The 21139-nt window shown below is 56.6% G+C and carries 20 protein-coding genes; 5 read left to right on the top strand and 15 right to left on the bottom strand.

The window, feature by feature from the left end:
• Positions 1–164 precede the first annotated feature (164 nt).
• Positions 165–1217 carry a phosphoporin PhoE gene (phoE, locus tag ACERY3_RS00175; RefSeq protein WP_033144705.1) on the top strand — a complete coding sequence of 351 codons (1053 nt, stop codon included), beginning with the start codon at positions 165–167 and terminating at the stop codon, positions 1215–1217.
• 150 nt (positions 1218–1367) lie between these two features.
• On the opposite strand, the gene crl is transcribed toward phoE, so the two are convergent.
• From crl to gpt, 3 genes are all read right to left on the bottom strand, one after another.
• Entirely contained in the window at positions 1368–1769 is a 402-nt protein-coding gene (gene crl, locus ACERY3_RS00170) for a sigma factor-binding protein Crl (protein ID WP_023310506.1), read from the bottom strand.
• A gap of 57 nt (positions 1770–1826) precedes the next feature.
• A complete protein-coding gene (gene frsA, locus ACERY3_RS00165) occupies positions 1827–3071 on the bottom strand; it encodes an esterase FrsA (RefSeq protein ID WP_048976530.1) in 1245 nt (414 codons plus the stop codon).
• Positions 3072–3175: 104 nt separating this feature from the next.
• Positions 3176–3634, bottom strand: a complete 459-nt coding sequence (gene gpt / locus ACERY3_RS00160) for a xanthine phosphoribosyltransferase (protein WP_010427903.1) — start codon at positions 3632–3634, stop codon at positions 3176–3178.
• Between the two features lie 260 nt (positions 3635–3894).
• Here gpt and pepD point away from each other — a divergent pair, with 260 nt between their 5' ends.
• Positions 3895–5352, top strand: a complete 1458-nt coding sequence (gene pepD, locus ACERY3_RS00155) for a cytosol nonspecific dipeptidase (RefSeq protein ID WP_318591727.1) — start codon at positions 3895–3897, stop codon at positions 5350–5352.
• Between the two features lie 76 nt (positions 5353–5428).
• Here the strand turns inward: pepD and dinB are convergent, their stop codons facing one another.
• The 8 genes from dinB to ACERY3_RS00115 all read right to left on the bottom strand — a co-directional run bounded on the left by dinB (position 5429) and on the right by ACERY3_RS00115 (position 12635).
• Positions 5429–6487 carry a DNA polymerase IV gene (gene dinB, locus ACERY3_RS00150; RefSeq protein ID WP_023310503.1) on the bottom strand — a complete coding sequence of 353 codons (1059 nt, stop codon included), beginning with the start codon at positions 6485–6487 and terminating at the stop codon, positions 5429–5431.
• A 107-nt stretch (positions 6488–6594) separates the two neighbouring features.
• The gene (gene nqrM / locus ACERY3_RS00145; RefSeq protein WP_023615899.1) at positions 6595–6798 is read right to left on the bottom strand and encodes a (Na+)-NQR maturation NqrM; all 204 of its coding nucleotides are present in this window, start codon (positions 6796–6798) and stop codon (positions 6595–6597) included.
• Positions 6798–8021 carry an NADH:ubiquinone reductase (Na(+)-transporting) subunit F gene (nqrF, locus tag ACERY3_RS00140; protein WP_048979301.1) on the bottom strand — a complete coding sequence of 408 codons (1224 nt, stop codon included), beginning with the start codon at positions 8019–8021 and terminating at the stop codon, positions 6798–6800. Before nqrF ends, nqrM begins: the two co-directional genes overlap by 1 nt.
• 10 nt (positions 8022–8031) lie before the next feature.
• Positions 8032–8628: an NADH:ubiquinone reductase (Na(+)-transporting) subunit E gene (gene nqrE, locus ACERY3_RS00135; RefSeq protein WP_008500255.1), complete on the bottom strand. Its 597-nt coding sequence runs from the start codon at positions 8626–8628 to the stop codon at positions 8032–8034.
• Positions 8629–8634: 6 nt separating this feature from the next.
• On the bottom strand, positions 8635–9273 hold the full coding sequence (locus tag ACERY3_RS00130) for an NADH:ubiquinone reductase (Na(+)-transporting) subunit D (RefSeq protein ID WP_033144701.1): 639 nt from the start codon (positions 9271–9273) through the stop codon (positions 8635–8637).
• Positions 9266–10060, bottom strand: coding sequence for a Na(+)-translocating NADH-quinone reductase subunit C (locus ACERY3_RS00125; protein ID WP_033144700.1), 795 nt, complete (start codon positions 10058–10060; stop codon positions 9266–9268). The genes ACERY3_RS00130 and ACERY3_RS00125 overlap by 8 nt, the downstream gene beginning before the upstream one ends.
• Positions 10053–11288, bottom strand: a complete 1236-nt coding sequence (locus ACERY3_RS00120) for an NADH:ubiquinone reductase (Na(+)-transporting) subunit B (RefSeq protein ID WP_048976534.1) — start codon at positions 11286–11288, stop codon at positions 10053–10055. Before ACERY3_RS00120 ends, ACERY3_RS00125 begins: the two co-directional genes overlap by 8 nt.
• Before the next feature lie 3 nt (positions 11289–11291).
• Positions 11292–12635 carry a Na(+)-translocating NADH-quinone reductase subunit A gene (locus ACERY3_RS00115; protein ID WP_319875335.1) on the bottom strand — a complete coding sequence of 448 codons (1344 nt, stop codon included), beginning with the start codon at positions 12633–12635 and terminating at the stop codon, positions 11292–11294.
• A gap of 298 nt (positions 12636–12933) precedes the next feature.
• On the opposite strand from ACERY3_RS00115, the gene dpaA reads away from it, so the two are divergent.
• Positions 12934–13674, top strand: a complete 741-nt coding sequence (gene dpaA / locus ACERY3_RS00110; protein ID WP_033144698.1) for a peptidoglycan meso-diaminopimelic acid protein amidase — start codon at positions 12934–12936, stop codon at positions 13672–13674.
• Here dpaA and ACERY3_RS00105 read toward each other — a convergent pair.
• Positions 13645–14412, bottom strand: coding sequence for a class II glutamine amidotransferase (locus ACERY3_RS00105; RefSeq protein ID WP_319875333.1), 768 nt, complete (start codon positions 14410–14412; stop codon positions 13645–13647). The genes dpaA and ACERY3_RS00105 overlap by 30 nt on opposite strands.
• A 46-nt stretch (positions 14413–14458) precedes the next feature.
• A complete protein-coding gene (gene lpcA, locus ACERY3_RS00100) occupies positions 14459–15037 on the bottom strand; it encodes a D-sedoheptulose 7-phosphate isomerase (RefSeq protein WP_010427884.1) in 579 nt (192 codons plus the stop codon).
• A 239-nt stretch (positions 15038–15276) separates the two neighbouring features.
• Here lpcA and fadE point away from each other — a divergent pair, with 239 nt between their 5' ends.
• Together fadE and ACERY3_RS00090 are read left to right on the top strand one after the other, a co-directional pair.
• On the top strand, positions 15277–17721 hold the full coding sequence (fadE, locus tag ACERY3_RS00095) for an acyl-CoA dehydrogenase FadE (RefSeq protein WP_029739697.1): 2445 nt from the start codon (positions 15277–15279) through the stop codon (positions 17719–17721).
• Between the two features lie 108 nt (positions 17722–17829).
• The gene (locus tag ACERY3_RS00090) at positions 17830–18600 is read left to right on the top strand and encodes an amidohydrolase (protein ID WP_217072203.1); all 771 of its coding nucleotides are present in this window, start codon (positions 17830–17832) and stop codon (positions 18598–18600) included.
• A gap of 51 nt (positions 18601–18651) precedes the next feature.
• Here ACERY3_RS00090 and ACERY3_RS00085 read toward each other — a convergent pair whose 3' ends face one another.
• Together ACERY3_RS00085 and ACERY3_RS00080 are read right to left on the bottom strand one after the other, a co-directional pair.
• Complete coding sequence (locus tag ACERY3_RS00085) at positions 18652–20253, bottom strand: gamma-glutamyltransferase family protein (protein ID WP_039263861.1); 1602 nt, start codon at positions 20251–20253, stop codon at positions 18652–18654.
• A 9-nt stretch (positions 20254–20262) separates the two neighbouring features.
• A complete protein-coding gene (locus ACERY3_RS00080; RefSeq protein WP_058842161.1) occupies positions 20263–21138 on the bottom strand; it encodes an ABC transporter permease in 876 nt (291 codons plus the stop codon).
• Between the last annotated feature and the right edge of the window lies 1 nt (position 21139).

Here is a 21139-nt window from a genome sequence, read left to right as displayed (position 1 = left end):
ATTTTATTACCGAAATAATAAATCACAGTTTTTTAAAATTATTCTTAGTTTGTCATAAAAGTTTCATTCCAGAACGATAAAACCCTTCCTGTTTTTTCACGGGACTTAAGCATGAGCTTATCGTCCAGCGAATTTTTTAGCGCGTTTATAAGACAGGATCGAAAATGAAAAAGAGCACTCTGGCATTAATGGTTATGGGCGTAGTGGCTTCTGCATCCGTTCACGCAGCTGAAGTTTATAATAAAGATGGTAATAAACTGGACGTGTACGGCAAAGTGAAAGCCATGCACTACATCAGTGATGATGCCACCAAAGATGGCGATCAGACTTACGTTCGTTTCGGTTTTAAAGGCGAAACGCAGATTAACGATCAGCTGACGGGCTATGGCCGTTGGGAATCTGAATTTGCAGGTAACAAAGCCGAGAGCGACTCTACTCAGAAAACGCGTCTGGCGTTTGCGGGCCTGAAGCTGAAAAACTTTGGTTCACTGGATTACGGTCGTAACCTGGGTGCCCTGTATGACGTCGAAGCATGGACCGATATGTTCCCTGAGTTCGGCGGCGACTCTTCCGCGCAGACCGATAACTTCATGACCAAGCGCGCTACCGGCCTGGCCACCTACCGTAACACCGATTTCTTCGGCGCGGTTGACGGTCTGGACATGACGCTGCAGTACCAGGGCAAAAACGAAAACCGTGACGCCAAAAAACAGAACGGTGACGGTTTTGGTACCTCTCTGACCTATGACTTCGGCGGCAGCGATTTCGCCGTCAGCGGCGCCTACACCAACTCTGACCGCACCAATGCTCAAAACCTGCTGGCGCGTGGCCAGGGTCAGAAAGCAGAAGCCTGGGCAACCGGTCTGAAATATGATGCGAACGATATTTATCTGGCTGCAATGTATTCTGAAACCCGCAATATGACGCCAATTTCCGGCGGCTTTGCAAATAAAGCGCAGAACTTTGAAGTTGTCGCACAATATCAGTTCGACTTTGGTCTGCGCCCGTCCCTGGGCTATGTCCAGTCTAAAGGCAAAGATATCGAAGGTATTGGTGACGAAGATCTGGTGAAATATATTGACGTTGGCGCGACCTATTACTTCAACAAAAATATGTCCACCTTTGTTGATTATAAAATCAACCAGATTGACGACAAAAATAAACTGGGCGTGAGCAGCGATGACATCGTTGCTGTAGGTATGACCTACCAGTTCTGATGACGTGAAATAAAAAAACCGGCTTGATGCCGGTTTTTTTATTGTCGGGATTAATGCGGTCTGGTGCCCTCACCCCGCCCCTCTCCCACAGGGAGAGGGGGAATTTGTAGGCCGGGTAAGGCGAAGCCGCCACCCGGCGCTGTGACACCATCAGGCAGTCAGCTTCACCGCTTCGCTGGAAAAGTCATCCGCCGGTTCGAACTTGAGATCCAGGGTAGCCAGCAGTGCACGTGCCTTATCGTGAAACTCTTTTAGCGTATATTCCAGGCGGTCAATCACTTCCTGATCTTTAATTGTGGTCGCCTGCCAGTTGCCGTCTTTATTAAACAGGCCAAACTGGTAGCTATACGTAAAGCGTTTTTCCTCTGCTTCCATTTCCATCCACCAGCCCCAGAATTCACGTTTTTCGGGTGCAGGCTTCACGTTGACGCATACAGCCAGGCAGTCGAAAAAAAAGCGATTCTCTTCACACTGCTCTTCTCGAATATACGGGCCGAGAGCCATAAACTTCTTAATCAGTCTACTTTTCGGGTGTCCACTCGGTAACGTCATTGCGATCTCCTTTTGTGAAGCCACTGTTTTACCAAACCAGCGAAATTTAGCAATCTATTAACACAATCTCTGAGCGATCCAGCGCGTAATCTCTTTCAGTGATTTGTCGAAATTCTGATAGACCGGGCTGAACGGCACCTCAAGCAATTTGCCATCCGCAGATGACGAAGTGATTAATCGCGACTCTTCTTCCGGGCTGAACGGATCGTTTTTCCAGAACCCTGACAGCATTGGTGTTGGGCAGCGACGTCCCAGCAACCCCTGCGTTTTTAACGAGTAACGATTGAGCTCAACGCGCAGCGCTTCGTCTGATGCATCATGCATGCCAAGACGGCTGGCCAGCACATCAAGGTACATTTCAGGTACGCTCCCCTGGCGTGCAGGATCGCTGAGCAGAGCGTGTACGACCGGGCCGAGGCAGGCGACGGCTTTCAGACGAGAAGATTCAAGATAAGCCAGACGCACCGCGACGTTCGCGCCGAAACGGAAGCCGAATGCCGCCACGCGGGTGTGGTCAACCCACGGAATGTTTTCCAGCGCTTTGAGCGCATGCTGATGCAGCAGGCTGGAATCCTGAGTCAGTTTCCATTTGGATGAAAAACCAATTGAAGGCATATCAAGCGTCAGCATCGCGATCCCTTTTGGTGCGAAGTAACGCTCATACAGGCTGTAATAATCAATTTGCAGCGAATCCAGCCCCCCACACATCAGCACGGTCGGGAACGGACCTTCACCTTCAGGCATATGCAGGAACCCGGTAACGGACGCGCCCCCTGCAATGGTGAACTCAAGTTCACGCATCCGGCCCGGCAGACGTTGAGCCGCCTCCTGATAGGCGCGATTCGCCAGCGCCTGAGCCTGCTCTGCCAGTTCATCCCCTTTTAAATGTGGGTACGCGGCAATGCCGTAAAGATTAGCGGCGTGCAGCCAGTGCTTGCCGCTGCGCGTGGCATCCTCTTCCTGGCTGGCCTTTTGCTGCCAGAGCATCGCCTGTTTAGACCACTCGTAGATCCAGTTTCCGCCACGGTAGCCCACCACCGTATCGTAGAGTTCGCTGTCGGTACGTTCGGCTTCACTCATCACGATACGTGCCTGCACATCGAGGATTTCACGGGGGTCGATACCGCGCCAGATCCACATCAGGCGGTTAATCATGCGATACCAGTGAGGCACGTTTTTTCCGTCTAACGCGGACTGGACGGCAGGCTGGGTACCCGGATTGAAGCGACGCACCAGCGTCGACGTTTCAGGGTGTTTGAAACGGGGTTTGAAGAGAGTCTCGGTGAGATTCGCCTGCGTCATTGCGTTGCCTCCATGAATACGTCGTATAGAGATTATTGTAACGCGTGGCAGGCCAAAAAGAACAACGCCCGACATAGTCGGGCGTGTAAAGTTACGTACTGGTATTAACGGCCTGAAATAGGCGGTACGAAGACCACGCCCATATCCCATGGCTGTTCAATCCAGGTGTCCTGCGGGATATCAATCACGTAATCGTCAACCAGCGGGCGGCCAGCAGGCTTCGCGAAGATAGTGACGAAATGTGCTTTCGGATACATTTCGCGGATAGCGACCGCAGTACCACCGGTATCTACCAGGTCATCAATAACGATGAAGCCTTCACCGTCGCCTTCCGCACGTTTCAGCACGGTCAGCTCGCGCTGGTTGTCATGGTCATAGCTGGAGATGCAAACGGTATCGACATGACGAATACCCAGCTCACGTGCCAGCAGCGCCCCCGGTACCAGACCGCCACGGCTGACGGCAATAATGCCTTTCCACTGTTCGGAAGGCATCAGACGCGCAGCCAGTTTGCGTGCGTGAATCTGCAACATGTCCCAGGTGACGACGTATTTTTCGCTCATGTGAAGTGTCCCAGCCTGTTTTTATACGGCTTAAAAAGTGTTCGAGGGGGAAATAGGTTGCGCGAGATTATAGAGATCTGACGCACTAAAAACCAGTGTTTAGCGCCCTCTGCCTGAGTTTTTACATGCTTTATGCTACCAGCCAGCAGAGAAAGTGGTATTCTCAGTTTCATCTCGCAAGCCTGACTTGTGGTAACTATTAACCTGCTAACCCTGTGACCTGCAACCCTGTTTGCAGCGCCTCGACAAGGAGACTTATCGTGTCTGAACTGTCTCAATTATCTCCGCAGCCGCTGTGGGATATTTTTGCGAAAATCTGCTCCATTCCACACCCTTCCTACCATGAAGAACAGCTTGCCGAACATATTATGGGCTGGGCGAAGGAAAAAGGTCTGCATGCTGAACGTGACCAGGTCGGCAACATTCTGATCCGCAAACCGGCTACCGCAGGCATGGAAAACCGCAAACCGGTTGTGCTGCAGGCGCACCTGGACATGGTGCCACAGAAGAACAACGACACCGTTCACGACTTCACCAAAGACCCGATTCAACCGTACATCGACGGCGACTGGGTGAAAGCACGCGGCACCACGCTGGGCGCGGATAACGGCATCGGTATGGCCTCTGCGCTGGCCGTGCTGGCCGATGACAGCGTTGAGCACGGTCCGCTGGAAGTGCTGCTGACCATGACCGAAGAAGCGGGCATGGACGGCGCGTTTGGTCTGCAGGCGAACTGGCTGCAGGCGGACATCCTGATCAACACCGACTCTGAAGAAGAAGGCGAGATCTACATGGGCTGCGCGGGCGGGATTGATTTCATCTCTACCCTGCCGCTGAAGCGCGAAGCGATTCCTGCAGGCTTCCAGACCTTCAAGCTGACGCTGAAAGGGCTGAAAGGCGGCCACTCCGGCGGTGATATTCACCTGGGTCTGGGTAACGCCAACAAGCTGCTGGCGCGCTTCCTGGCAGGCCATGCGGCCGAGCTGGATTTGCGTCTGGTAGACTTCAACGGTGGTACACTGCGTAACGCGATTCCGCGCGAAGCGTTCGCCACCGTAGCGGTTCCAGCGGCAAAAGCGGACGAGCTGAAAAAACTCTCCACCGTATATCTGGATATCCTGAAAAACGAACTGTCGGCGAAAGAGAAAAACCTGACCGTGGTGCTGGAATCTGTTTCTACAGATAAAGCCGCGCTGACCGCGCAGTCTCGTGACACTTTCGTTCAGCTGCTGAACGCGACGCCAAACGGCGTGATCCGCAACTCTGACGTGGCGAAAGGCGTGGTGGAAACCTCACTGAACGTGGGCGTGGTGACCATGAGCGACGACAGCGCGGAAATCATCTGCCTGATCCGCTCTCTGATCGACAGCGGTAAAGAGTACGTGGTGAGCATGCTGGAATCTCTGGGCACGCTGGCGGGCGCGAAAACGTCTGCAAAAGGCAGCTACCCGGGCTGGCAGCCGGATGCAAGTTCTCCGGTGATGGCGCTGGTGCGTGAAACCTATCAGCGTCTGTTCAACAGCACCCCGAACATTCAGGTGATCCACGCCGGTCTGGAATGTGGCCTGTTCAAGAAACCGTATCCGGATATGGATATGGTGTCCATCGGGCCAACCATTACCGGCCCGCACTCGCCGGATGAGCAGGTTCATATCGAAAGCGTCGGTCACTACTGGACGCTGCTGACTGAACTGCTGAAAGCGATCCCTGCGAAGTAATACCCTCACCCCAGCCCTCTCCCACAGGAAGAGGGTAAAAACGTAGGCCCGGTAAGCGTAGCGCCACCGGGCTTTTTTACAATCCCAGAACCAGCTGTCGCTCTAGCTGCGGATCCAGCAGCGTGACGTGTAATCCCACCAGCCTGACCCCTCGCCCGCCCCGGCGCTCTTCCCATGCCTTTTTCGCCGTCGCGATAAGATCGTCTTTATTCAGACGCGGCCAGACGTGTTCCTGCGTGGTCTGCTGGAAGTCGTTGAATTTTAATTTGATACCCTGACGGGCAATGAGCAGGTCCGGCTTCACCTTGCTTAAGCGTCGTTCCAGCTCAGGGTAAAGCTGTTCCGTGATAATGGTTTCGCATTCGGACCAGTCATGAATATCTTCACTGAGGGTGCGCTCAACGCCGACGGATTTACGTAGCCGCTCGCTGTTCACATCGCGATCGTCAATTCCCTGGCTGCGCTCCCACAGCACGCGGCCAAACTTCCCGAAGCGCTTGAGCAGCATAGCGAGATCGCTTCGCTGCACGTCTTCGCAGGTCCGTAGCCCCATGCTTTCCAGCTTTGCGGCGGAAACTTTTCCTACCCCGGGGATTTTGCCGAGCGGCAGCGTTTTCAAAAACGCCGGCACCTCGTCAGGCGTGATGACGTACTGACCGTTGGGCTTATTTAAATCGGAGGCAATTTTGGCAAGGAATTTAACGGGCGCGACGCCCGCTGAAGCCGTCAGATTCAGCTCGTTGAAAATTGTCTGGCGGATCTCCTGCGCCATCAGCGTGGCGGAACCGTGGCAGTGCACGCTGTCGGTCACGTCCAGATAGGCTTCGTCCAGCGACAGCGGCTCTATCAAAGAAGTATAGCGGGAGAAGATTTCCCGAATATGGAGGGAAGCCTCTTTATAGGCTTCAAACCGGCCGGGCAGAAGCGTGAGATGAGGGCAAAGCTTTAAGGCCATCGCCGTCGGCATCGCGCTGCGCACGCCAAATTTGCGCGCAGGATAGTTGGCGGTGCTGATGACACCACGCTGAACGCGGCTGCCGCCAATGGCGATGGGAATATCCCGCAGCGCCGGGTTGTCACGCATCTCCACTGCGGCAAAAAAGCAGTCCATATCGACATGGATTATTTTGCGCATAGTAAGCCCTCACTTATTACTGGATAAGTATACAGTAAACAAATGAGGGTTGAGAAGTATGGGTGGGAATTGTCGGGAGGCGGCTTCGCCTTACCCGACCGACAAGACTAAATAATGCGCTGCTGTTCGCGGGCCATCCTTTTCTTCCGCGCATCGCACGGTTCCGGGCAGTCGCAAACCTTTTCCATACCAATAGAGGAAATACCGCCGCAGCTGCCCTGAATGCTTTTCCGCTTAACGATCCAGCCTAACGACATGCCGAAGATGACAAGCACAAACACCACAAAGGTTGCCAGAAACGTCAGCATCATCAGCCTCCAAAGTCATCGAGCATGATGTTCTCATCTTCGACACCGAGATCTTTCAGCATCTTAATCACGGCGGCGTTCATCATCGGCGGACCACACATATAGAACTCGCAGTCCTCAGGCGCCGGGTGCTGTTTGAGGTAGTTTTCATACAGCACGTTGTGGATGAACCCCGTATAGCCCGTCCAGTTATCTTCCGGCTGCGGATCGGAAAGCGCCACATGGAAGGTAAAGTTCGGGTTTTCACGCGCCAGCTGTTCAAACTCATCTTCATAGAACATCTCGCGCAGCGAGCGCGCCCCGTACCAGAAGCTGATCTTACGCTGGCTCCCCAGCCGCTTGAGCTGGTCAAAGATGTGCGAGCGCATCGGGGCCATACCGGCACCGCCGCCGATAAACACCATTTCCGCATCGGTATCTTTCGCGAAGAACTCCCCGAACGGGCCGGAGATCGTCACCTTATCGCCAGGCTTCAGCGACCAGATGTATGACGACATGACGCCCGGCGGTGCATCCGGCACATTCGGTGGCGGCGTGGCGATACGCACGTTGAGCATGATAATGCCCTTCTCTTCCGGATAGTTGGCCATCGAGTAGGCGCGCAGCGTCGGCTCTTTCACCTCAGATACAAAGCGGAAGAGATTGAATTTGTCCCAGTCGGCGCGGTACTCATGCGGCACGTCAAAGTCCGCATAGGCCACAGCGTGCTCCGGGCACTCGATCTGAATGTAGCCTCCGGCGCGGAACGGGACATGCTCGCCTTCCGGCACCCGCAGCTTCAGCTCTTTTATAAAGGTGGCTTTGTTATCATTAGAGATAACCTCGCACTCCCATTTTTTGACGCCGAAGATCTCTTCCGGCAGCTCAATCTTCATGTTCTGGCGCACCGCGACCTGGCAGGCCAGACGACAGCCCTCTTTTGCCTCACGCTTTGTGATATGCGCCAGTTCGGTTGGCAGAATATCGCCACCGCCCTCTTTTACCGTCACGCGGCACTGCCCGCAGGAACCGCCGCCGCCGCAGGCTGAGGAGACAAAAATGCCGTTACCGGAGAGCGTGTTGAGCAGCTTGTCTCCCGCCGGCGTGCGGATCTGATTCTGCGGCTCGTCGTTAATATCAATGACCACGTCGCCGGAATTCACCAGCTTCGCGCGCGCCGCCAGAATAAGCCCTGACAGCACCAGTACAATCAGCGTGAACATCACCACGCCAAGGATAATTTCCATCTGTTTGCCCTTATAGCTGCACACCGGAGAAGGACATAAAGCCCAGCGCCATCAGCCCGGTGGTGATAAAGGTGATCCCCAGGCCACGCAGACCCGCAGGCACGTTGGCATATTTCATTTTCTCGCGGATCCCCGCCATGGTGACAATCGCCAGCATCCAGCCGATGCCGGAACCAAAACCGTACACCACGGATTCGCTGAAGTTGTAATCACGCTGCACCATAAACGAGACGCCACCAAAGATGGCGCAGTTCACCGCGATCAGCGGCAGGAAGATCCCCAGCGCGTTGTAGAGCGACGGGAAATACTTATCGAGGATCATCTCGAGGATTTGCACCAGCGCCGCGATCACCCCGATAAAGGTGATGAAGTTCAGGAAGCTGAGATCAACCCCTTCCACCAGCGCGCCGTCCCGCAGCACAAAGTTGTACACCAGATTGTTGATCGGTACAGATAAGCCGAGCACCACGGTGACCGCGATACCGAGACCAAATGCCGTCGACACTTTTTTGGAAACCGCAAGGAACGTACACATGCCGAGGAAAAACGCGAGCGCCATGTTTTCAACAAACACCGCCCGCACAAACAAACTCAGGTAATGAGCCATCGTCGGTTACTCCTTTTCCTGCTGTTCTGGCTTCAGCGTACGAATCAGCCAGATCAACAAACCGATAATGAAAAATGCGCTAGGGGCCAGCAGGAACAGGCCGTTTGGCAGATACCAGCCGCCGTTCTGCACCGTGTCCAGCACCGTGATACCAAACAGCTTGCCGCTGCCAATCAGCTCGCGCAGGAACCCCACGGTCAGCAGGATCACGCCGTAGCCCAGGCCGTTGCCGATGCCGTCCATAAAGCTCGCCAGCGGCGGCATTTTCATGGCGTAGGCTTCCGCACGCCCCATGACGATACAGTTGGTGATAATCAGCCCGACAAATACCGAGAGCTGTTTGGAGGTTTCATAGGCAAAGGCGCGCAGCAGCTGATCGACCACGATCACCAGCGAGGCGATGATCGCCATCTGTACGATGATCCTCACGCTGTTGGGGATATGGTGGCGGATCATCGAGATAAACATGCTGGAGAACGCCGTGACCAGCGTGACCGCCAGCGTCATCACGACTGCCGTTTCCAGCTTGGTCGTCACCGCCAGAGCAGAACAGACACCCAGCACCTGGAGCGTGATCGGGTTATTGGCTAACAGTGGGCCAACGAGCACCTTTTTAACTTCTTTCAGTTCACCGGTATCAGCCATTGTTCAGCGCTCCTTCACGTACGTTTTTCAGGAAAGGACCAAAGCCCAGCTCGCCCATCCAGAAATCAAAACTGTGCTGCACGCCTTTTGAGGTGAGCGTGGCGCCGGAAAGCCCGTCAACGGCGTAGTCGTCACCGGGACGTGCCGCCCCTTTCATCACCTTCAGCGCAGGCAGGCCGTTATCGTCGAGCACTTTTTTGCCGACAAACTGTGCCCGCCAGTTAGGGTTTTCAACTTCGCCACCCAGCCCCGGCGTTTCACCCTGGTCGTAATACGTAATGCCTTTGACCGTGCGCCCATCGGTATCAAGGGCCACAAACGCGTACATCATTGACCACAGACCGTTACCGTAAACAGGCAGTACCACTTCCTGAATGCGTTTTTGGGGATCGCGAACCAGATAGATTTCGGCCAGGTTGCTGCGACGCTTAATCCCGGCGGGATCTTGCGATGCCTCCAGCGTCAGGCTCATCTGCGGATCTTTCAGCGCCAGCGCCTGGTTGAATTTTGCCGGGTCTTTATCCAGCAGTTCACCCGTTTTTAAATCCACCAGACGCGCCGAAATACGTTCAGCAAAGACGGCCGAAACGTCGTCCGCGCTCATTCCTTCCTGCATCAGCCCGGCGACGGCCAGGATGTTGCGCTGTTTATCCAGCGCACGTTGCTCCTGCTGCAGGGGTTTTAACCCCACGGCAGAACCGGCCACGACAATAGAACAGACCAGACAGAGCACCAGCACCACCAGCAGCGTTTTGCTGATGCTGTCGTTATTTTTAACCTCAGCCACGCGCCTTCCTCCGCTTGATATTGGCCCGCACCACCAGGTAATCGAAGAGCGGCGCAAACAGGTTGGCAAACAGAATGGCCAACATCATCCCTTCCGGATACGCCGGGTTGACCACGCGGATCAGGACACACATCGCGCCAATGAGCACGCCATAGCTCCATTTACCTTTGTCTGTAAACGAGGCAGAGACGGGGTCCGTCGCCATGAACATCATGCCGAACGCGAAGCCACCCAGCACCAGATGCCAGTACCAGGGCATGGAGAACATCGGATTGGTGGTCGAACCGATAACGTTGAACAGGGTGGCGGTCAGCACCATGCCGATCATCACGCCCGCAACGATCCGCCAGGAGGCCACGCGACCAAAAAGAATGATCGCGCCGCCAAGCAAAATCATCAGCGTAGAGACTTCTCCGATGGAGCCCGGAATGTTGCCAATAAAGGCATCAAACCAGGTGACTGGCTGACCCGTCGCGTTGTTAACCAGCGTTTCGCCGCCGTGTGCCGCCCACTGTGAAAGCGGCGTCGCGCCGGAAAAACCGTCTGCCGCCGTCCACACCAGGTCACCCGAGATTTGCGCCGGATAAGCAAAGAACAGAAACGCGCGTCCCGCCAGCGCCGGGTTGAGGAAGTTCCGCCCGGTGCCGCCGAAGATCTCTTTGGCAATCACCACGCCGAAGCTGATTCCAAGCGCCGCCTGCCAGAGCGGTAGCGTCGGGGGAACAATCAGGGCAAACAGAATAGAGGTCACGAAGAAGCCTTCGTTGATCTCATGTTTACGGATGATGGCAAACAGCACTTCCCAGAAGCCGCCCACGACAAATACCGTGATGTAAATCGGCAGGAAGAACACCGCGCCCAGCGTCATCATGCTCAGCCAGCCCGCGTCTGCGGTGAAGCTTACCCCTAACGACTGGGCCAGACGGTAGTGCCAGTCGGCCTGAATCACCTGCGCCAGCTGCTGTGCATCGTACATGTGGTGCAGCGCCGGAATGGTCTGCAGGCCGACGTTGTACATTCCCCAGAACATCGCCGGGAAGACCGCAAACCACACCAGGATCATCATGCGTTTCAGGTCGATGGCATCGCGAACGTGCGCCGCCCCTTTCGTCACCAGCCCCGGCGTGTAGAAAATGGTCGTCGTTGCTTCATACAGCGGGTAGTACTTTTTGAGCTTTCCTTCGGTAAAGTGCGGCTCAATTTTTTCAAAGAGGTGTTTTAAGCCCATCGGTTATCCTTCCTGCTCAATGCGGGTTAACACCTCGCGCAATACCGGTCCATATTCATATTTGCCCGGACAGACATAGGTACAGAGCGCCAGATCTTCTTCGTCAAGCTCCAGACAGCCCAGCGCCTGCGCGCCGTCGGTATCGCCAGCAAGCAGATCGCGCAGCAGCACGGTGGGCAGAATATCCAGCGGCATGACGCGCTCGTAGTTGCCAATCGGGACCATGGCGCGCTCGCCGCCGTGCGTGCTGGTTGAGAAGCTAAACAGCTTATTACGCAGGAAGTGGCCCAGCGTGGTTCGGGTGACGGAGTATTTTTCTGCGCCTGGCAGAACCCAGCCAAACAGCTCTTTCTCACGCCCTTCCTGCACAATGCTGACCTGCAAATGGAAGCGTCCCAGGTACGCGTGCGCATTGGCCGCATGGCGGCCGCTGAGGACCGAGCCGGAAATCAGGCGGTTTTCGCCCTCTTTCGTTTCCCCCACCAGCAGTTCGTTGATGTCAGCGCCCAGCAGCGTTTTCACCAGGCGCGGTTTTGCAGCCTGCGGTCCGCCGATGGCGATTATCCGTTCAGCGCAGAGTTCACCCGTAGTAAAGAGCTTACCGATGGCGATGACGTCCTGATAGTTAAGGTGCCAGACCTGTTTCGTCAGGCTGACTGGCTCAAGGAAATGGATGTGCGTCCCGACCAGCCCCGCCGGATGCGGGCCAGAAAATTCATTAAACGTGACCTGCCCCAGCGGATGCCCGCCAGGCTTGCCGCCGCCGGCCTGGCAAACGTGCACTTTTCCGGATGTGAGGCGGGTTAAAACGGTTAGACCAGCATCAAAAGCTTTTCGCTGCGCCAGGATAACCGGTTCCGGGTCCACGCTGAGCGGGTTGGTGTCGATGGCCGTGACGAAAATCGCGGCCGGTTCCGTGCCCGGAACAGGGGATTTGCTGAAGGGGCGCGTACGAAGCGCGGTCCATAAACCGGATGCCAGGAGCTGATCCTGAACGGCGTCGCGGTTCAGCGACGCGAGTTCTGCGGCGTCGTAATGGGCAAACTCACGCTTTTCATCGCCCTCAATGCGGATAACCACCGACTGCAGAACGCGCCGTTCGCCACGGTTGATGGCCACAACGGTGCCGCTCGCGGGGGCAGTGAACATCACGCCGGGATTTTTTTTGTCCTCAAAGAGCGGCTGTCCTTTGATAACGCGATCGCCCTCCTGTACCAGCATTGAAGGACGCATACCCAGGTAGTCTTCGCCCACAATGGCGACATGACGGACACTTGCGCCTGTCGAAACGTGCTGCGCTGGCACGCCTGCAATCGGCAGATCAAGTCCTTTTTTAATTTTAAACATGTGGTTAGCAGGTTTCCATGAACAACAATCCAGTGGGCGCAAAGTGTAACATTTTCCCCTTCACGCGGGCAGGGAATCCGCCGTCACGCGCGCCAAATTGCGAGCTAATGCGCAAAGTTCCTGGAGCCATCGCAATTTTGATGGTTTATAAAGTAAAACTAATTTGTAAACTCACCGCCCGGCTCTTGCGAAAATCTATAGCGGTGCTAATGTGAGCGCTCCTAACAGAATAATCTGATTTCGGGTCTCTTTTGCCGTCCTGGCAAGTTGGTCATGGTTTTATCAAGGAACTAGTAGTATGCGTAAAATCGCATTGTTCATTGCGATGCTTCTGATGCCGTGCATGTCGTTTGCCGGACTGCTCAGCAGTAATAGCTCAACGACGCCGGTCAGCAAGGAATATAAACAGCAGTTAATGGGATCGCCGGTTTATATTCAGATCTTCAAGGAAGAGCGCACTCTCGATCTGTTTGTCAAAATGGGCGAGACATATCAGCTGCTTGATAGTTACAAAATTTGTAACTACTCCGGCGGACTGGGGCCAAAACAGCGTCAGGGCGACTTCAAAAGTCCGGAAGGGTTCTACAACGTTCAGCGCAGCCAGCTCAAGCCTGACAGCCGCTTCTATAAAGCCATTAACATCGGCTTCCCGAATGCCTATGACCGTGCACACGGTTATGAAGGTAAATATCTGATGATCCACGGTGCCTGCGTGTCTATCGGCTGTTATGCGATGACCGACTCCGGCATTGATGAGATTTTCCAGTTCGTGACGGGCGCACTGGTCTTTGGTCAGCCTAACGTACAGGTCAGCATCTATCCGTTCCGCATGACGGACGCCAACATGACGCGTCACAAGTACTCATACTACGCGGATTTCTGGAAACAGCTGAAACCGGGTTACGACTACTTTGAGCAGACCCACAAGCCACCCGTGGTCTCTATCGTCGATGGCCGTTACGTGGTCAGCAAACCGCTGAGCCACGAAGTCGTCCACCCGCAGCTGGCGTCAAATTACACGGTCCCCGAGACAAAATAGCACCCACTCGCCTGGCATAATCTTTTGCCAGGTTTCGTTGCCCGTCAGCGGCTGCGTTGCGATAACAGTGACCACATCGTTCGGTGTGGTCTCCTTCTGAAAGTCTATCTCCACATCCTGATCGAGCAGCGTCGCAACGCCAAACGGCGCACGGCGGGTGATCCAGAACAGATTCGTCGAGCAGAACGCCATCACATAGCGGCCATCAGAGAGCAGCATGTTGAACACGCCTTTTTCACGCAGTTCAGACGCCAGCGTCGCGATGTATTTGAACACGGCAGTCATGTTGCCGGGCGTGCGGGGATAGCGCTCCGTCAGCTTGTGCAGCAGCCAGCAGAAGGCTTTTTCGCTGTCCGTCTCGCCGACCGGGCGGAAATTGCCCGTCTCCAGCGTCTTATAGCCCGTGAGCTGCCCGTTGTGCGCATAGGTCCAGTTACGGCCCCACAGCTCGCGGGTAAACGGATGGGTATTTTCCAGCGCCACTTCGCCACGGTTAGCCTGACGGATGTGGGCGATCACCGAGCGGGACTTGATGGGATAGTCCTGCACCAGTTTGGCAATCGGTGAGTTAAAGCTGGGCTGTGGATCTTTGAACGTGCGACACCCTTTGCCTTCGTAAAAGGTGATGCCCCAGCCGTCTTTATGCGGCCCGGTTCCTCCACCGCGCTGAACCAGCCCGGTGAAACTAAAGCAGATATCGGTTGGCACATTGGCGCTCATCCCGAGCAGTTCGCACATACGTCACCTCCACAACAGCGGGGGCAAGAGTGCCCCCAGCGAAGTCTTACTTAACCATCTCTTTTTCGATCAGCTGGATCAGGATGTGGATCACTTTGATGTGAATTTCCTGAATACGGTCAGCATAACCGAAGTGCGGAACGCGAATTTCGACATCCGCCGTACCGTCCATCTTACCGCCATCTTTACCGGTCAGGGTGATGACTTTCATCCCTTTTTCACGCGCGGCGGCGATCGCTTTGATCACGTTGCCGGAGTTGCCGGAGGTAGAAATCCCCAGCAGCACGTCGCCTTCACGGCCTACCGCTTCAACGTAGCGGGAGAAGATGTGGTCGTAACCGAAGTCGTTGCCTACGCAGGAGATGTGGCTCACGTCTGAAATCGCAATCGCCGGGTAGCCCGGACGGTTTTCGCGATAGCGTCCGGTCAGCTCTTCTGCGAAGTGCATAGCGTCGCAGTGGGAACCGCCGTTACCGCAGGAAAGCACTTTGCCACCGGCTTTGAAGCTGTCGGCCAGCAGGACCGCTGCGCGCTGAATAGCGTGAATATTGGCATCATCTTTCAGAAAGTTCGCCAGCGTTTCCGCCGCTTCATTCAGTTCGTTACGAATAAGATCCTGGTACATGAGGATAATCCTTCAGTATTGATGAAATAACACAGTGGAGTGTACCGGATAGCGGGAAAAGCGAGAAGCTAAAGCCATGCGAAACGTCCGGCGTTTTGATTTTTTGTGCCGGCTAAAACACGAACAATGTGAACCAGGTTGTAATTATTTTGTAAACACATTGCTAAAGGAATTCACATCAACTACAACCATATCATCACAAGTGGTCAGACCTCCTACAAGCAAGGGAGCTTTTCTTTATGATGATTTTGAGCATTCTCGCAACCGTTGTTCTGCTCGGTGTGTTGTTCTATCACCGCGTAAGTTTATTCCTGAGCAGCCTGATTCTTCTGGCCTGGACGGCTGCGCTTGGCGTCGCAGGTCTCTGGAATATCTGGCTTTTAGTCCCTCTTGCCATCATCCTTCTGCCGTTTAACCTGGCCCCGATGCGTAAATCAATGATCTCTGCGCCGGTGTTCAAGGGCTTTCGCAAAGTGATGCCGCCCATGTCGCGTACTGAAAAAGAAGCGATTGACGCGGGCACCACCTGGTGGGAAGGCGATCTGTTCCAGGGCAACCCGGACTGGAAAAAGCTGCATAACTATCCGCAGCCGCGTCTGACCGCTGAAGAGCAGGCCTTTATTGACGGCCCGGTGGAAGAAGCGTGCCGTATGGCAAACGACTTTGCCATCACCCATGAAATGGCCGACCTGCCGCCAGAGCTGTGGGCGTATCTGAAAGAACATCGCTTCTTCGCGATGATCATCAAGAAAGAGTACGGCGGTCTGGAATTCTCCGCTTACGCTCAGGCTCGCGTCCTGCAAAAGCTGGCGGGCGTTTCCGGGATCCTGGCCATTACCGTTGGCGTGCCTAACTCCTTAGGCCCGGGCGAACTGCTGCAGCATTACGGTACCGAAGAGCAGAAAGATCACTACCTGCCGCGTCTGGCACGCGGTCAGGAAATCCCTTGCTTCGCGCTGACCAGCCCGGAAGCAGGCTCCGATGCGGGTGCGATCCCGGATACCGGCGTGGTCTGCATGGGCGAGTGGCAGGGCGAGCAGGTGCTGGGCATGCGCCTGACCTGGAACAAGCGTTATATCACCCTGGCGCCAATCGCCACCGTGCTGGGTCTGGCCTTTAAGCTCTCTGACCCGGAAAAACTGCTGGGCGGCGAAGAAGATCTGGGCATTACCTGTGCGCTGATCCCAACCTCTACCCCAGGCGTTGAAATTGGTCGCCGTCACTTCCCGCTGAACGTGCCGTTCCAGAACGGTCCGACCCGCGGTCAGGACATCTTTGTGCCGATTGACTACATCATCGGCGGTCCGAAAATGGCCGGTCAGGGCTGGCGTATGCTGGTGGAATGTCTGTCTGTGGGCCGCGGCATTACCCTGCCGTCGAACTCAACCGGCGGTCTGAAGTCGGTCGCGATGGGGATTGGCGCTTACGCCCACATCCGCCGTCAGTTCAAAATCTCCATCGGCAAGATGGAAGGTATCGAAGAGCCGCTGGCGCGTATCGCGGGCAACGCCTACGTGATGGATGCCGCGGCTTCTCTGATTACCTACGGCATTATGCTGGGCGAAAAACCGGCCGTGCTGTCCGCGATTGTGAAGTACCACTGTACCCACCGCGCGCAGCAGTCGATCATTGACGCGATGGATATCGCAGGCGGTAAAGGCATTATGCTCGGAGAAGGCAACTTCCTGGCGCGCGGCTATCAGGGCGCACCGATTGCCATCACCGTGGAAGGGGCAAACATCCTGACCCGCAGCATGATGATCTTCGGTCAGGGCGCAATTCGCTGCCATCCGTACGTGCTGGAAGAGATGGCTGCCGCGCAGAACAACGACGTGGATGCCTTCGATAAGCTGCTATTCAAACATATCGGTCACGTGGGCAGCAACAAGGTGCGCAGCTTCTGGCTGGGCCTGACGCGCGGTCTTACCAGCGCGACGCCGACCGGCGATGCGACCAAACGTTACTACCAGCATCTGAACCGTCTGAGCGCCAACCTGGCTCTGCTGTCTGACGTCTCCATGGCGGTGCTGGGCGGCAGCCTGAAGCGTCGCGAGCGTATCTCTGCCCGTCTGGGGGATGTACTGAGCCAGATATTCCTGGCCTCTGCGGTCCTGAAGCGCTACGACGACGAAGGCCGTCAGGAAGCGGATCTGCCGCTGGTGCACTGGGGTGTTCAGGATGCGATGTATCAGGCTGAACAGGCGATTGACGACCTGCTGGCGAACTTCCCGAACCGCTTCGTGGCGGGCGCTCTGCGCGCGGTGATCTTCCCGACCGGACGTCATCACCTTGCGCCGTCCGACAAGCTGGACCACAAGGTAGCGAAGATCCTGCAGGTACCGAGCGCAACCCGCTCCCGTATCGGTCGTGGTCAGTATCTGACGCCGACGCCGCATAACCCGGTGGGACTGCTGGAAGAGGCGCTACTGGACGTGATGGCTGCCGATCCGATTCACCAGAAGATCTGTAAACAGCTGGGCAAAAACCTGCCGTTTACCCGTCTGGACGAACTGGCAAAACAGGCGCTGGCCGGCGGCATTATCAATAAAGATGAAGCTGCCCTGCTGGTGAAAGCCGAAGAGAGCCGTCTGCGCAGCATTAACGTGGATGATTTCGAACCGGACGAGCTGGCGACGCAGCCGGTAAAGCTGCCGGAGAAGCACCGCAAGCCTGAAGCGGCGTAACGCGTTTCGCTTATACAAACCCCGCCTCGCGCGGGGTTTTTTATTGCCACATTTTCTCGTAATGACGTGCTACAGTGTCAAAAAGCGGTCTTTTGAGGAGTCTGTATCGTGCCTGGTTTGAAGATTTCTATTTTGCAGCAACCTTTAGTGTGGATGGATGGCCCCGCCAACCTGCGCCACTTTGATCGTCAACTGGAAGAGATTACCGGGCGCGATGTGATTGTCCTGCCGGAGATGTTCACCACCGGCTTCGCCATGGAAGCGGCACAACAATCAATGCCGCAGGATGAGGTGGTGGTCTGGATGCATGCCAAAGCGCAGCAGACCAACGCGCTGATCGCCGGGAGCGCCGCCCTGCAAACGGATCGCGGGCCGGTGAACCGCTTCCTGCTGGTGGAGCCGGAAGGGAAAGTGCATTTTTACGATAAACGCCACCTGTTCCGCATGGCGGATGAGCATCATCACTATGAAGCGGGTCACGAGCGCGTGGTGTTCGAGTGGCGCGGCTGGCGTATTTTGCCGCTGGTCTGCTACGACCTGCGCTTCCCGGTGTGGTCGCGCAACCGCAACGATTACGACCTGGCGCTGTATGTTGCCAACTGGCCTGCACCGCGCTCCCTCCACTGGCAGTCGCTGCTGGTAGCGCGCGCGATTGAGAACCAGGCGTACGTGGTGGGCTGCAACCGCGTGGGAACCGACGGCAACGGGCATCACTACCGCGGCGACAGCCGGGTGGTGAATCCGCAGGGCGAGATCATTGCCACCGCCGAGCCGCATCAGGCGACGCGCATTGATGCGGAGCTGTCGCTGACGGCGCTGCAGGAGTATCGCGAGAAGTTTCCGGCCTGGCAGGATGCGGATCCGTTTAGCATTGGCTGAAATTTTCCCCTCACCCCGCCCCTCTCCCAACGGGAGAGGGAGGATAAAACATTAACTCACCAGCGCCTGCCCGTCTTTACGGCTTTCCGTCGCGGCCACGTAGTGCCCTTCCGGCAGGCGATAAATCACCTGCGCCCCGCCGAAGTTGTAATCCTGAAGCGGATCTTCCACCACGATCTGATGACCGCGTTCGCGCAGCGCGGCGATGGTATTGCGATCGAAGGTCGATTCAACGATCACCTCCCTGCCCTGCACCACGCGCCAGCGCGGGGCATCGATTGCCGCCTGTGGGTTTTGCCCGTGCAGCATAATGCGCAGCGCCATCTGCATGTGCCCCTGCGCCTGCATCGGCCCACCCATCACGCCGAAAGACATCAGCGGCTGGCCGCTGCCGTCCATCGCAAAGCCCGGAATGATGGTGTGGAACGGTCGCTTGCTGCCCGCCAGCGCGTTCGGGTGATTGGGATCCAGCACAAACCCGCAGCCCCGGTTTTGCAGGCTGATCCCCGTATCCGGCACCACAATGCCTGAACCAAAGCCCATGTAGTTGGACTGAATAAACGAAACCATCATCCCGCTGGCGTCGGCGGTGCTGATGTAGACCGTGCCGCTCTGCGTCGGGGAACCGTAAACGAAATCAGAGGCGTGCTCGTGATTGATAAGCGCCGCGCGCGACTTCAGATAATGGTCGCTCAGCAGCTCTTTCGCCGCGAACGCCATATGGTCTTCATCCGCCACGTAGCGGTCGAGATCCGCCAGCGCCAGCTTCATCGCCTCAATGGACAGGTGCAGGGACTGCACGGAATCCGGGTGATGCTTCTCAATGCCGCACTGCTCCAGAATGCCGAGCGCAATCAGCGTGGCGATCCCCTGGCCGTTTGGCGGCAATTCCTGCACCGAACCGCCCGCAAAGTCGCGCGACAGCAGCTCCACCCAGTCCACGCGGTGGTTTGCCAGATCTTCAGCCGTCAGGTGCGCGCCGTGTTCTTTGGCAAAAGCGGCAATTTTCTGCGCCAGCTCGCCGCGGTAAAAGGCTTCACCGTTGGTGCGGGCAATCAGCTCCAGCGAGTTCGCCTGCGCCGGGTTACGGAAGATTTCCCCCACGCGCGGGGCGCGGCCTTCCGGCGCGAAGCAGGCGCTGAAGCCCGGCTGATCTTTCAGCTTGCTATAGCCGCGCTGCCAGAGATGGCCAATCAGCGGGGAGACAGGGAAACCGTTGCGCGCGTAGTCAATGGCTGGCTGCGCCAGGGTGGTCAGCGGCAGCGTGCCGAAGCGTTCCGCCAGCGCGACCCAGCCGGATACCGCACCCGGCACGGTCACCGCGTCCCAGCCAATTTCCGGCACCGCGGTTTTACCGGCAAACAGATCCGCATGCCAGCTCGCAGGCGAACGACCGGACGCGTTGAGGCCGTGCAGCTTTTCGCCGTCCCAGACGATGGCAAAGGCGTCGCTGCCGATCCCGTTGCCGGTCGGCTCAACCACCGTCAGCGCCATCGCGGTGGCAATGGCCGCATCCACGGCGTTGCCGCCCAGCTGCAGCATTTTCATTCCCGCCTGCGCCGCCAGCGGTTGCGACGTGGCGACGGCGTTACGGCCCATCATTGGCGGGCGGCGTGAAGCGTAACCGGATGTAAAATCAAGCGCTTTGGTCATCATGACTCCTTAGTCGTGGCGCGGATCGAGCGCATCGCGCAGCCCGTCACCGAGTAAATTAAAGCCCTGCACGGCAAGGAAAATCGCCACGCCGGGGAAAACGGACATCCACGGCGCCTGCTCCAGAAACCCTTTCGCGGTGTTGAGCATAGAGCCCCAGGACGGATTGGGCGGCTGCTGCCCCAGCCCCAAAAACGACAGGCTGGCTTCGGCGATAATCGCCGAGGCAATCGCCAGCGTGGCCTGCACCAGGATCGGCGACATCACGTTCGGCAGGACGTATTTAATGATGATCCAGCGATCCGGCAGGCCAATCGCCCGCGCGCCGTCGATATACTCTTCGTTGCGAATGGCGATCACCTGGCCGCGCGTCAGGCGGGCGAAGATCGGCATCGCCGAAAGACCGATGGCGATCATGGCGTTGGTCAGGCTCGGCCCCAAAAACGCCCCCAGCGCGATCGCCATGATCAGGAACGGACAGGCCAGCAGCGCCTCGATAAACCGCGAGATCACGCCGTCCCACATCTTCTGGAAGTAACCCGCCACCAGCCCCAGCGGCACGCCGATAACCACGGCAATCACCACAGACATACAGCCCGCCATCAGCGAGGTGCGCGCCCCCCAGATAATGCGGGATAAAATGTCGCGCCCCAGCTCGTCGGTGCCGAACCAGTACATCGCCGACGGCGCTTTGCGCACCGCCAGGAAGTTGGCTTTGACCGGGTCGAACGGGGCAATCCACGGCGCCAGCAGCGCCACCAGCGCAAAGAATCCCACCACCACCGCGCCAATCACCGCGCTTTTGTTGGCGAGGAATTTCTTCAGCACCCGGTTCTGCGCGCGCGGCAGCGCGGGCGTAACGGTTTGCGTCGTCAGTTCCGCCATG

This window comes from Enterobacter cloacae complex sp. ESBL7 (assembly GCF_041679625.1).
GTDB lineage: Bacteria > Pseudomonadota > Gammaproteobacteria > Enterobacterales > Enterobacteriaceae > Enterobacter > Enterobacter asburiae_B.
This window is presented reverse-complemented; position numbering and strand designations above follow the sequence as displayed.

Coding starts and splice junctions, on each gene's coding strand:
- ACERY3_RS00085 (WP_039263861.1), bottom strand. CDS start 20,253: ATGACCAAAGCGCTTGATTTTACATCCGGTTACGCTTCACGCCGCCCG.
- phoE (WP_033144705.1), top strand. CDS start 165: ATGAAAAAGAGCACTCTGGCATTAATGGTTATGGGCGTAGTGGCTTCT.
- nqrE (WP_008500255.1), bottom strand. CDS start 8,628: ATGGCTCATTACCTGAGTTTGTTTGTGCGGGCGGTGTTTGTTGAAAAC.
- crl (WP_023310506.1), bottom strand. CDS start 1,769: ATGACGTTACCGAGTGGACACCCGAAAAGTAGACTGATTAAGAAGTTT.
- gpt (WP_010427903.1), bottom strand. CDS start 3,634: ATGAGCGAAAAATACGTCGTCACCTGGGACATGTTGCAGATTCACGCA.
- ACERY3_RS00115 (WP_319875335.1), bottom strand. CDS start 12,635: ATGTTTAAAATTAAAAAAGGACTTGATCTGCCGATTGCAGGCGTGCCA.
- nqrF (WP_048979301.1), bottom strand. CDS start 8,021: ATGGAAATTATCCTTGGCGTGGTGATGTTCACGCTGATTGTACTGGTG.
- ACERY3_RS00080 (WP_058842161.1), bottom strand. CDS start 21,138: ATGGCGGAACTGACGACGCAAACCGTTACGCCCGCGCTGCCGCGCGCG.
- dinB (WP_023310503.1), bottom strand. CDS start 6,487: ATGCGCAAAATAATCCATGTCGATATGGACTGCTTTTTTGCCGCAGTG.
- lpcA (WP_010427884.1), bottom strand. CDS start 15,037: ATGTACCAGGATCTTATTCGTAACGAACTGAATGAAGCGGCGGAAACG.
- nqrM (WP_023615899.1), bottom strand. CDS start 6,798: ATGATGCTGACGTTTCTGGCAACCTTTGTGGTGTTTGTGCTTGTCATC.
- fadE (WP_029739697.1), top strand. CDS start 15,277: ATGATGATTTTGAGCATTCTCGCAACCGTTGTTCTGCTCGGTGTGTTG.
- ACERY3_RS00130 (WP_033144701.1), bottom strand. CDS start 9,273: ATGGCTGATACCGGTGAACTGAAAGAAGTTAAAAAGGTGCTCGTTGGC.
- dpaA (WP_033144698.1), top strand. CDS start 12,934: ATGCGTAAAATCGCATTGTTCATTGCGATGCTTCTGATGCCGTGCATG.
- ACERY3_RS00120 (WP_048976534.1), bottom strand. CDS start 11,288: ATGGGCTTAAAACACCTCTTTGAAAAAATTGAGCCGCACTTTACCGAA.
- frsA (WP_048976530.1), bottom strand. CDS start 3,071: ATGACGCAGGCGAATCTCACCGAGACTCTCTTCAAACCCCGTTTCAAA.
- ACERY3_RS00105 (WP_319875333.1), bottom strand. CDS start 14,412: ATGTGCGAACTGCTCGGGATGAGCGCCAATGTGCCAACCGATATCTGC.